The sequence below is a fragment of the Roseomonas sp. TAS13 genome, from assembly GCF_001950415.1.
Taxonomy (GTDB): domain Bacteria; phylum Pseudomonadota; class Alphaproteobacteria; order Acetobacterales; family Acetobacteraceae; genus Roseomonas; species Roseomonas mucosa.
In genome coordinates this window covers 1-9,178 of record NZ_BDLP01000172.1, presented here as the reverse complement: position 1 = coordinate 9,178, position 9,178 = coordinate 1, and the positions used below count along the sequence as shown (strand labels likewise).

At 69.3% G+C, this 9,178-nt stretch carries 12 protein-coding genes and 1 other RNA gene; 4 read left to right on the top strand and 9 right to left on the bottom strand.

The window, feature by feature from the left end; translation table 11 throughout:
* Positions 1–152 (top strand): GcrA family cell cycle regulator (locus ROTAS13_RS13955; RefSeq protein ID WP_216348652.1); only part of this gene is annotated, 152 nt, incomplete at its 5' end.
* Positions 142–681 (top strand): metallophosphoesterase family protein, encoded by a 540-nt coding sequence (locus ROTAS13_RS13950; protein WP_216348651.1) that lies wholly within the window; start codon positions 142–144, stop codon positions 679–681. The genes ROTAS13_RS13955 and ROTAS13_RS13950, both read left to right, overlap by 11 nt.
* A gap of 106 nt (positions 682–787) precedes the next feature.
* Here the strand turns inward: ROTAS13_RS13950 and ROTAS13_RS13945 are convergent, their stop codons facing one another.
* The 9 genes from ROTAS13_RS13945 to ssrA form a co-directional block, all read right to left on the bottom strand.
* Complete coding sequence (locus ROTAS13_RS13945) at positions 788–1,177, bottom strand: thioredoxin family protein (RefSeq protein WP_075822639.1); 390 nt, start codon at positions 1,175–1,177, stop codon at positions 788–790.
* The gene (locus ROTAS13_RS13940; RefSeq protein WP_019459326.1) at positions 1,174–1,413 is read right to left on the bottom strand and encodes a ribbon-helix-helix domain-containing protein; all 240 of its coding nucleotides are present in this window, start codon (positions 1,411–1,413) and stop codon (positions 1,174–1,176) included. The genes ROTAS13_RS13945 and ROTAS13_RS13940 overlap by 4 nt, the downstream gene beginning before the upstream one ends.
* A 133-nt stretch (positions 1,414–1,546) precedes the next feature.
* A complete protein-coding gene (locus ROTAS13_RS13935; protein WP_126281951.1) occupies positions 1,547–2,098 on the bottom strand; it encodes a hypothetical protein in 552 nt (183 codons plus the stop codon).
* A 118-nt stretch (positions 2,099–2,216) separates the two neighbouring features.
* Positions 2,217–2,621 carry a VOC family protein gene (locus ROTAS13_RS13930; protein WP_019459324.1) on the bottom strand — a complete coding sequence of 135 codons (405 nt, stop codon included), beginning with the start codon at positions 2,619–2,621 and terminating at the stop codon, positions 2,217–2,219.
* A gap of 140 nt (positions 2,622–2,761) precedes the next feature.
* Positions 2,762–3,796 carry an NAD(P)-dependent alcohol dehydrogenase gene (locus ROTAS13_RS13925; RefSeq protein ID WP_019459323.1) on the bottom strand — a complete coding sequence of 345 codons (1,035 nt, stop codon included), beginning with the start codon at positions 3,794–3,796 and terminating at the stop codon, positions 2,762–2,764.
* Between the two features lie 103 nt (positions 3,797–3,899).
* A complete protein-coding gene (locus ROTAS13_RS27195) occupies positions 3,900–4,076 on the bottom strand; it encodes a hypothetical protein (protein ID WP_019459322.1) in 177 nt (58 codons plus the stop codon).
* Positions 4,077–4,216: 140 nt separating this feature from the next.
* The gene (locus ROTAS13_RS13920) at positions 4,217–5,860 is read right to left on the bottom strand and encodes a fumarate hydratase (RefSeq protein ID WP_075822640.1); all 1,644 of its coding nucleotides are present in this window, start codon (positions 5,858–5,860) and stop codon (positions 4,217–4,219) included.
* A gap of 305 nt (positions 5,861–6,165) precedes the next feature.
* A complete protein-coding gene (locus tag ROTAS13_RS13915) occupies positions 6,166–6,693 on the bottom strand; it encodes an SspB family protein (RefSeq protein ID WP_075822638.1) in 528 nt (175 codons plus the stop codon).
* Between the two features lie 118 nt (positions 6,694–6,811).
* Positions 6,812–7,138, bottom strand: a transfer-messenger RNA (tmRNA) gene (gene ssrA / locus ROTAS13_RS13910).
* Between the two features lie 88 nt (positions 7,139–7,226).
* Here ssrA and ROTAS13_RS13905 point away from each other — a divergent pair.
* Together ROTAS13_RS13905 and thyX are read left to right on the top strand one after the other, a co-directional pair.
* On the top strand, positions 7,227–8,135 hold the full coding sequence (locus ROTAS13_RS13905) for an alpha/beta fold hydrolase (RefSeq protein ID WP_226946044.1): 909 nt from the start codon (positions 7,227–7,229) through the stop codon (positions 8,133–8,135).
* 106 nt (positions 8,136–8,241) lie between these two features.
* Positions 8,242–9,177: an FAD-dependent thymidylate synthase gene (gene thyX, locus ROTAS13_RS13900; protein ID WP_075822636.1), complete on the top strand. Its 936-nt coding sequence runs from the start codon at positions 8,242–8,244 to the stop codon at positions 9,175–9,177.
* Position 9,178: the final 1 nt, after the last annotated feature.

Sequence of the window (9,178 nt, the reverse complement as noted above, 5' to 3'; positions counted from 1 at the left end):
GCGCGCGCACCTGCTGCTGGCCGATCGGCGAGCCAGGCACGCCGGAATTCCGCTTCTGCACGGCCGAGGCCGTGTCGGGCCGCCCCTATTGCGCCGAACACGCCTCGATCGCCTACGTGAAGGCGCGGGACCGGCGCGAGGATGCCGCCTGATCACTGCTTCGGTGCGGCACCGCTGACGGTCTTCTTCACCGCCGACACGCATTTCGGCCATGGCGGGGCGTTGGGTCTCTACCGGCGCCCCTTCCCCTCGGTCGCCGCGATGGATGCGGCCCTGGCCGCGCGCTGGAACGAGGTGGTCGGGATGGAGGACGAGGTCTGGCATCTCGGCGATTTCGCGCTGAACCGGTCCGTGGCGGAAGTGGCGGCCCTGCTGGATGGGCTGCATGGCAGGAAGCATCTCGTCACCGGCAACAATGACGGGCCCGCCGTCACGGAGCAGCCGGGCTGGGCCAGCATGGGGCCCTATGCGGAGATCGTGGTGGAGGATGTGCCGCTGGTGCTCTGCCACTATGCCTTCCGGACCTGGCGGAACATGCACAAGGGCTGGCGCAACCTGCACGGGCACAGCCATGGCCGGCTGAAGCCGCTGCCGCGCCAGACCGATGTCGGCGTGGATGCCTGGGATTTCCGGCCAGTGAACCTGGCGACGATCCTGGCGGCGGGCAGGTCCGGCGCCTGATCCGTCCGGATCAGCCCGGTTTGGCCGTGGTGGGCGGCGGTGCCCGGTCGGAGCGGCCCCGGCATCGGCCGCGAGAGCCGAAGGCACACGTTCGGAAAGGGCGACGTCAGCGGGGCTGGGAGGGCAGGGCGGCGAGCTGCTGCGCGATGGCGCCGGTGAAGGCGGCGGCCCCGGGCCAGCCGGTGATGCGGCCCACCACGCGCCGCCCCTGGAACAGGAAGAAGACCGGGATGCCGTGCAGGCCGAAGCGGGTGGCCATCTCCGGATCGTCATAGACGTTGTCGTGCAGCCAGCGCAGTTCCGGCCACTGGAAGCGTTCGGGCCGTGTCAGCATGGCCGCCTTGGCGATGTCGCAGTTGGGGCAGTCGCGGCCCCAGAGGAAAAGCAGCGCCAGGTGCTGCGGCACCTCCTCGGCCAGCACGGCATCCAGCCTGTCATGGGTGACGGGCCGCATGGGGAAGCACGCGAAGAAATCCGGATGCGCGGTGTCGATCATGCCGGTTCCCCGCCCCGTGCCGCCTTGCGGGCATCCGCCAGGGCGAGGAGGCGCAGCGAGGAGGCCAGCGGCATGCCGGTCTCCGTGCGCGCCGCATCGACCTCGGCCACCAGGCGGGCAAGGGGCAGGCTGCGCCGGTGGGCCATGCCCTCCAGCGCTGTCCAGAAATCGGGCTCCAGCGCGACGGAGGTGCGATGCCCCGCCAGGCTGAAGGAACGTTTCAACAGATGCCGCATCGGCCTCGTTTCGGAATGTCCGTCGGGATGTGGGATCAGCCCCTGGCGCCGGAAAGGCCGGAGCCGGCATGGATCATGTCCCCCGGCCGCACCCGCTGGCCAAAGCCAGCTTCATCGGCAGGGAGCATCGAACTCAATTCATGCGGGTCCAGAGCGCCTTGCCGAAGCCGCGAGCATCCAAGTCCTGCACCGTGCCCACCACTTCGGCGCGGCCGTTGCGGCAGCGCCATTCATAGGGCGTGTCGTGGCCGGTCGCGACCATGGGGATCGAGTCGGAAGCGGGGTTCTCCCGGCAGAACGCCTCCGCCCCGGCATTCTCGCGCCGCTGGTCCAGCTTGTCGCAGGGCAGGTTGGCGCCGGTGAAACAGGCATAGAGATGCCCGTCCATGCAGCGATAGTGCGACTGGGCCTGCAACAGAGCCTCGTCCGGCTTCGTCGTGCCGCCGGGGAAGCTCTTGCGCCAGGCACGCAGGAAGCCGTCGCGCAGGGAAGGATCATAGCCCCGGACCGTATCGTCGTCGCCGATCCGGGCGCAGCGGGCGGCCGGGCCGGAGGGTTCCGCCGACCCTGCGGCCTGTGTCGCCAGGGGAAGGTTCAGCAGGACGGCGGCGGCCAGCAGGGCGCCGGCCATTCCTGGGGGTATCGCCCGGCCCACCGGGTTCACCGTCCGAACCTGTCCTCGCATCCCGCCCCTCCGGTGCCTCGCTGTCTCATCTTGGGGGTGATCCATGGCTCGCGGGGCACCTCGGGGCGGGCAAAACACCGTGAGCCTCCCCCATGGGAGCGGCGCTGGTGGAGATGGCTCAGGACTGGTTGGAGTAGGTCGAGATCTCGATCAGGTTGCCATCCGGGTCCCGGCAATAGACCGAGGTGATGGGCCCCAGCGCGCCGTATTTCGGCGCCGGCCCGTCCAGCACGGTCACACCGCATTCGCGCAGATGCGCCGCGATGTCCTCGCCCGAGACGGCGACAACGAAGCAGAGGTCCTGCACGCCCGGGGTCGGGTTGTGCCCCGTCTCCCAGTCCTCCGCCGAGGCATCCACGGGGCGCAGGTTGATCTTCTGGCCGCCGAAGCGCAGCGCGGTCCGGTTCTTCGGGCCGAAGGCTTCCCGCTCCATGCCCAGCACGCGCTGGTACCAGGAGGCGCTGGTCTCCAGGTCGCGGCAGGTGATGACGAGGTGGTCGAGCCGGTCCACGGCGAAGCGCATGGGTCAGAGTTCCTCGAACAACAGATGGGGCCGTCGATCCGGCCTGCGATACCCGCCCGCCCGATGAAGGAGGGGCGACGATAATCCGGCATCGCGCGACGGAACACCCGCCGGCCGGGCCGGCGGGCATGGCGAGGCGATCAATCGAAGGCGATCTGCGTCTTGATGACCTCGGGCCGCCCTTCCGCCGCGAATTCGAAGGCCTCCACCGACTGCTCGAAGGGGAAGGTGCGGGAGATCAGCGGCTTCACGTCGATCTTGCCGGAAGCCAGCAGCGCCACCGCGCGCGGGAAGACATGGGCGTAGCGGAAGACGTTCTCGATCCGCAGCTCCTTCACCTGCGCCGCGCTGACGTCGAAGGGGACGGGACCCGGCGGGATGCCGACCAGCACCAACGCGCCGCCGGGGCAGGCGAGGTCCATCATCCCGGCGAAGGCGCGCGGGCTGCCGCTGGCCTCGAAGACCACGTCGGCGCCCCAGCCATCGGTGAGGGCGCGGACCTTCTCCGCCGCATCCTCCCGCGCGACGTTCACCGGGTGGATGCCGGCATAGCGGCCGGCGATCTCCAGCTTCTCCGCCTGCACGTCCGTCACCACCACCGAGGCGCAGCCGGCAGCCAGGGCGGCGAGGGCGGTCATCATGCCGATCGTCCCGGCGCCCAGCACCACCGCCACCTGCCCGGGGGCGATGCGCGCCTTCACCGCCGCCTGAATGCCGACGGCCAGAGGCTCGACAAAGGCACCCTCGGCGAAGCTGACATTGTCCGGCAACCGGAAGGTCAGGTTGGCGGGATGCACCACCTCCGGCGCCAGGCAGCCATGGACCGGCGGCGTCGCCCAGAAGCGCACGGCGGGGTCAAGGTTGTAGAGGCCCTGGCGCGCGGCGCGCGAGGTCCAGTCCGGGATGCCGGGCTCCATGCAGACGCGGTCGCCGGGCTTCAGGTTCGTGACCCTGGCGCCGACCTCCGTCACCACGCCGCTGGCCTCGTGGCCGAGCACCATCGGCTCTCGCACCACGAACTGGCCGATGGCGCCGTGCAGGTAGTAGTGCAGGTCGCTGCCGCAGATGCCGACGCATTTCACGGCGATCCGTACATCCTCCTCGCCCAGCCTGTCGGGCAGGTCGATGTCACGCAGGCGCAGCTCGTGCTGCCTTTCCAGAACCAGGGCGCGCATGGCGGGTCTCCGTTTCCTTTGCGCCGATGTTGGCGCCAGGACGGCGGGGCGTCCAGCGGGGGGGACGGCCGTGCCCAGCCTCCGGGGCCGGCTGCGTAGCGCTTCAGGGCCTCGGCACGGTGAACTGCTCCGCCACCACCTTCTGGGCCTTCTCGCGGCTCGGATAGGGGCCGGAAACCAGGTCGCCCTGGTCATCCAGCACGTACCAGCCGGGGCCGTTGAAACGGACCGCCCGCGACACATGCTCGCCTGCCACGCTCTCCAGGTAACGGACTTCCACAGCACAGCCTCCTGCCAGGATGGCGTGGCACCGTTCCCCGGTGGAGAAGTGCCGCGCCCGGCTCCGGAACGGAAAAGGGCGCGACGGCGTTTCCGCCGCCGCGCCCTTTTCGGAGCCTGCCTTCCGGGAGGGGAGGGGCCTTACTCCAGCCCCTCGTAGAAGTCGTTGCCCTTGTCGTCCACGACGATGAAGGCCGGGAAGTCCACCACCTCGACCTTCCAGACCGCCTCCATGCCGAGCTCCGGATATTCCAGCACCTCGACCTTCCTGATGCAGTCCTGCGCCAGCCGGGCGGCGGGGCCGCCGACCGAGCCGAGATAGAAGCCGCCATACTGCTTGCAGGCATTGGTGACGGCCTTGGAGCGGTTGCCCTTGGCCAGCATCACCAGCGACCCGCCCGCGGCCTGGAAATTCGCCACATAGCTGTCCATGCGCCCGGCGGTGGTGGGGCCGAAGGAACCGGTGGGCATGCCCTCGGGCGTCTTGGCAGGGCCGGCGTAATAGACGGGGTGGTCCTTGATGTACTGCGGTAGGCCCTCGCCCCGGTCCAGCCGCTCCTGCAGCTTGGCATGGGCGATGTCGCGCGCCACCACGATGGTGCCGGTCAGCGAGACGCGGGTCTTCACCGGGTGGCGGCTCAGCTCGGCGCGGATCTCGTCCATCGGACGGCCGAGGTCGATCTTCACCACCTCGCCGCCCAGGGCCTCGTCCGTGTGCTCCGGCAGGTACTTCGCCGGATCGTGCTCCAGCTCCTCCAGGAACACGCCCTCGGCGGTGATCTTCGCCTTGATCTGGCGGTCGGCGGAGCAGGAGACGCCGATGCCGATGGGCAGCGAGGCACCATGGCGCGGCAGGCGGATGACGCGCACGTCGTGACAGAAATACTTGCCGCCGAACTGGGCGCCAATGCCGATGTTCTGCGTCAGCTTGTGGATCTCGGCCTCCAGCTCCCGGTCGCGGAAGCCGTGGCCCGTGCGGTCGCCCTTCTCCGGCAACTCGTCCAGGTACTTGGTGGAGCCGAGCTTCACCGTCTTGAGGTTGGCCTCGGCCGAGGTGCCGCCGATCACGATGGAGAGGTGGTAGGGCGGGCAGGCGGAGGTGCCGAGCGTCCTGATCTTCTCTTCCAGGAAGGCGAGCAGCTTGGGCTTGTTCAGCACCGCGCGCGTCTGCTGGTAGAGGAAGGTCTTGTTGGCCGATCCGCCGCCCTTCAGCACGAACATCAGGTGGAACTCGTCCGCATGGTGCTCGCCGGGGCTGGCGTAGATGTCGAACTGGACGGGGAGGTTGTTGCCGGTGTTCACCTCCTCGAACATCGAGAGGGGCGCCATCTGCGAATAGCGCAGGCTGGTCTCGGTATAGGTGCGGAACACACCATAGGAGAGCGCCTCCTCCTCGTCACCCTCGACCCAGACGCGCTGGCCCTTCTTGCCGAAGACGATGGCGGTGCCGGTGTCCTGGCACATGGGCAGGATGCCGCCAGCGGCGATGTTGGCGTTCTTCAGCAGGTCCAGCGCCACGAAGCGGTCGTTCGGGCTGGCCTCGGGATCGTCGAGGATCCTGCGGAGCTGCGCCAGATGCGCCGGCCGCAGCAGGTGCGAGACATCGTGGCAGGCGGCGAAGGCCAGGTCCTCCAGCACCTTCTCCGGGATGGAGAGGATGCGCTTGCCGTTCGCCTCGATGGTCTTCACGCCCTCGATGGGCAGGCGGCGGTAGCGGGTCCTGTCCTCGCCGAGTGGCAGGAGCGGGCTGTAGCGGAAATCCTTGCTCCGCTGCGACACCGGCATGCCGGCATCGGCCTCGGCGCCGGAGGAGGCGTCGGGCGAGGGGGTGGTCAGAACGTCGGTCACTTTTTGCTCTCCGGGCAGAAGGGAGAAGAACGCGTTTTTCCACGCTCTACTCCACCCATCCCGGGCACGCTACCGTCGCGGGCAAGCGCATTTCCCTGGCCGCGGGCGGCGGCGGGGCATCCGGACCCTGTGCCCGGAGAAATGGTGCCCTTGCGATGGCAGTCATGCGGCAGGGCGCGGCCAGGCTCTCGCCGGGGATGGGGCGGAAAGGCGGGGGTGCCCGCCCGGCTCAGCCCCGGGGGCTAATCCCGGCCGCTGGGGCGCCGGCGGAAGGCATCCAGGCTGACCACCTCGGCCGGGCCGGAAGGCGGCGGCGGGGCCTCGGGCTCGGCAGGACGTGCCTCGGCGGGGGGCAGCAGGCTCGGCTCCTCGGGCATTTCCCCGACGCCTTCCGGCGGGTTGAAGCGCAGCCCGACCCGCACATGCGGGTCCAGGAAGCCGATCAGGGCATCGAAGGGGATGACCAGCGTGGAGGGCGTGCCGCCGAAGCTGAGGCCGACGGAGACCTGCCGGGCCTCGCGGTCCACCTTCAGGTCCCAGAACTGGTGCTGCAGCACCACCGTCATCTCCTGCGGATACTTCGCCCGCAGATGGCCCGGCACGACCGTGCCGGGAGCGTCGGTCCGGAAGCTGAGGTAGAAGTGATGCTCCCCGGGCAGCCCGTGTTCCGCCGCGTGTTCGAGGGCGCGCAGCGCGACCTCGCGCATGGCGTCCTCGGTCCAGCGGTCATAGGGCAGCAGACTCTCGGCCAGGGGGGGCTGGTCACTCATGTCACGGTCAATCCTGTTGCCCCGGATTTTAGGAACGATGGCGGGATGGCGCCAGTGGGCAGGATTGGCAAGGCCCACGGAAGCGGAGAACGCATCGGGGAAGGCCAAAAAGAAGATAAGTGGGGGGATTCTGTTGCCCCGTTCCCCCCGGACGGCGCTTACCTATTTAGGCAGCGAGCGCCACAGCCTCGCGGCTGTTATCGTTGGCACTTATGAATTAGCCCGATAACGGCGGTACAATGCCGGGCAAAAGACAGGGCTTTACCATGCGCGTCGAACCTGTTTCGCCCCCATCCTGCCCCGAACGACCTCGGGGGATCGAATGGTGGAGGCGCCGGGCACTGCCCCCGGGTCCGCAACACTTATTCCACCTGCCGTTTATCGCCATAGCCACCCGAAGGTGAGCAACACCCATATAGGCGATCCCGTGACGGAAATCGAGGGGCTGCCCACCACGACTTGCCGCGTCCTTTCCCAGGGTTCCATCCTCTCCGCCGGCGCCACAGAGCGCCCGCGAACGAGGGAGGACGAACATGCGAGGGATCACGAGCCGGCGCCGGTTGCTGGCGGCTTCCGCCATGGGTGCCGCATGGAGTGCCATGGGCTGGCCCGGCGGCGCCCGGGCGGCAGAGGAGAACCGCTCCTTCGATTCCGCAGGGGTGAAGATTCGCTACATCGAGGCGGGGCAGGGCGATCCGGTCATCCTGTTGCACGGCTACACGGACGACATCCAGGGGCAATGGGTGCGGACCGGCATCTTCCCGGCCCTGGCGCGGGGCTACCGCACCATCGCCCTCGACGCGCGCGGCCACGGGCTGTCCGGCAAGCCGCATGACCGTTCCGCCTACGGGCCGGAGATGGGCTACGACATCACGCGGCTGATGGACCACCTGTCGATCACCAAGGCCCATATCGTCGGCTACTCCATGGGCGCGCATGTGGTGGCGCAGCTCCTGACCACGCGGCCGGAGCGCTTCGTCACTGCGACCCTGGGCGGCGCCTCGGGCCGGCGGAACTGGAGCGAGGAGGACCAGAAGCGCGTCGATACCGAATCCGCCGAGATGGACGAGGGACTCCTGACGTCGCAGATCCTGCGCCTCTGGCCCCGGGACCAGCCGCCGCCGACCGAGGCGCAACTGCGGGAGCGTTCGGCCCAGGCCCTGGCGGGCAAGGACCCGAAGGCCCTGGCGGCGGTGCGGCGTTCCAACCCCGACCAGGTGGTGACCGAGGCGCAGATGCGCGCCGTCACCGTGCCGGTGCTGGGGATCGTCGGGACGAACGACCCGTACCTCAAGGATTTCGAGCGGCTGAAGGCCGTGATGCCGCAGCTGGAACTGGTGACCATCCCCGGCGCCAGCCATGGCACCGCGCCAGGTCGGCCGGAATTCATCGCCGCGCTGGAGGCCTTCCTGAAGGCGCATCCGGCCGCCCGCGCCGGGTGATCCTGGCGGCCGGTCTGCCATTCGGCAGCGTTATGGCGCCGCGGCTTCGGCCATTCTAGAACGGCCCGGAACTGCGGCATGTCCGCGCGTTGATGGGGGACAGGGCATGGCGCTGACGGAGCGGCAGCAGGCGGAACTGGCGGAAGCGCGGGCCCAGCGGCACGAGACGCGCCGCCCCACCGTCCCGGCGCTGGAGGCGATGCTCTTCGAGGCGCTGCCGGTGCTGGACCACGGCTTCGTCCGGGTGGTGGACTACATGGGCGACGACGCGGCGGTGGTGCAGGCCGCCCGCGTCTCCTATGGCCGCGGCACGCGCGCGGCGAACGAGGACCGGGGGCTGATCCGCTACCTGATGCGACACCGGCACTCCACGCCCTTCGAAATGTGCGAGATCAAGCTGCATGTGAAGCTGCCGATCTTCGTCGCCCGGCAGTGGATCCGGCACCGCATGGCCAATGTGAACGAGTATTCCGCCCGCTACTCGGTGCTGGACCGGGAGTTCTACATCCCCGAGCGCGGCGCCCTGGCCGCCCAGTCCGCCAGCAACCGCCAGGGCAGGGGAGACATCCTGGGCGGGGAGGAGGCGGAGCGCGTCCTCGCCCTGCTGCGCGAGGATGCCGGGCGGAACTACGACCACTACATCGAGATGCTGAACGAGAGCGAGGGCGGGCAGGTGCTCGATCCCGCCCGCCAGGGGCTGACGCGCGAGCTGGCGCGGATGAACCTGACGCTGAACGCCTACACGCAGTGGTACTGGAAGGCGGATCTCCACAACCTGTTCCACTTCCTCTCGCTGCGCGCCGATGCCCATGCGCAGTACGAGATCCGCGTCTATGCCGAGGCCATCCTGCGCGCGGTGGAGGCCTGGGTGCCGCTCTGCGCCGAGGCCTTCCGCGACTACCGCCTGGGCGCGGTGACGCTGTCGTCGCGGATGCTGGAGGTGGTGCGCGCCATGCTGGACGGGCAGGAGCCCACGGCCGAGGCGGCCGGTCTCAGCAAGCGCGAATGGCGGGAGCTGATGGCGGTGCTCGGCCGCGCATGAG

Excerpts from the sequence above, each read along its gene's own strand:
- ROTAS13_RS13950 (WP_216348651.1), top strand. The coding sequence starts at position 142 with ATGCCGCCTGATCACTGCTTCGGTGCGGCACCGCTGACGGTCTTCTTC.
- ROTAS13_RS13945 (WP_075822639.1), bottom strand. The coding sequence starts at position 1,177 with ATGATCGACACCGCGCATCCGGATTTCTTCGCGTGCTTCCCCATGCGG.
- ROTAS13_RS13940 (WP_019459326.1), bottom strand. The coding sequence starts at position 1,413 with ATGCGGCATCTGTTGAAACGTTCCTTCAGCCTGGCGGGGCATCGCACC.
- ROTAS13_RS13935 (WP_126281951.1), bottom strand. The coding sequence starts at position 2,098 with ATGCGAGGACAGGTTCGGACGGTGAACCCGGTGGGCCGGGCGATACCC.
- ROTAS13_RS13930 (WP_019459324.1), bottom strand. The coding sequence starts at position 2,621 with ATGCGCTTCGCCGTGGACCGGCTCGACCACCTCGTCATCACCTGCCGC.
- ROTAS13_RS13925 (WP_019459323.1), bottom strand. The coding sequence starts at position 3,796 with ATGCGCGCCCTGGTTCTGGAAAGGCAGCACGAGCTGCGCCTGCGTGAC.
- ROTAS13_RS13920 (WP_075822640.1), bottom strand. The coding sequence starts at position 5,860 with ATGCCGGTGTCGCAGCGGAGCAAGGATTTCCGCTACAGCCCGCTCCTG.
- ROTAS13_RS13915 (WP_075822638.1), bottom strand. The coding sequence starts at position 6,693 with ATGAGTGACCAGCCCCCCCTGGCCGAGAGTCTGCTGCCCTATGACCGC.
- ROTAS13_RS13905 (WP_226946044.1), top strand. The coding sequence starts at position 7,227 with ATGCGAGGGATCACGAGCCGGCGCCGGTTGCTGGCGGCTTCCGCCATG.
- thyX (WP_075822636.1), top strand. The coding sequence starts at position 8,242 with ATGGCGCTGACGGAGCGGCAGCAGGCGGAACTGGCGGAAGCGCGGGCC.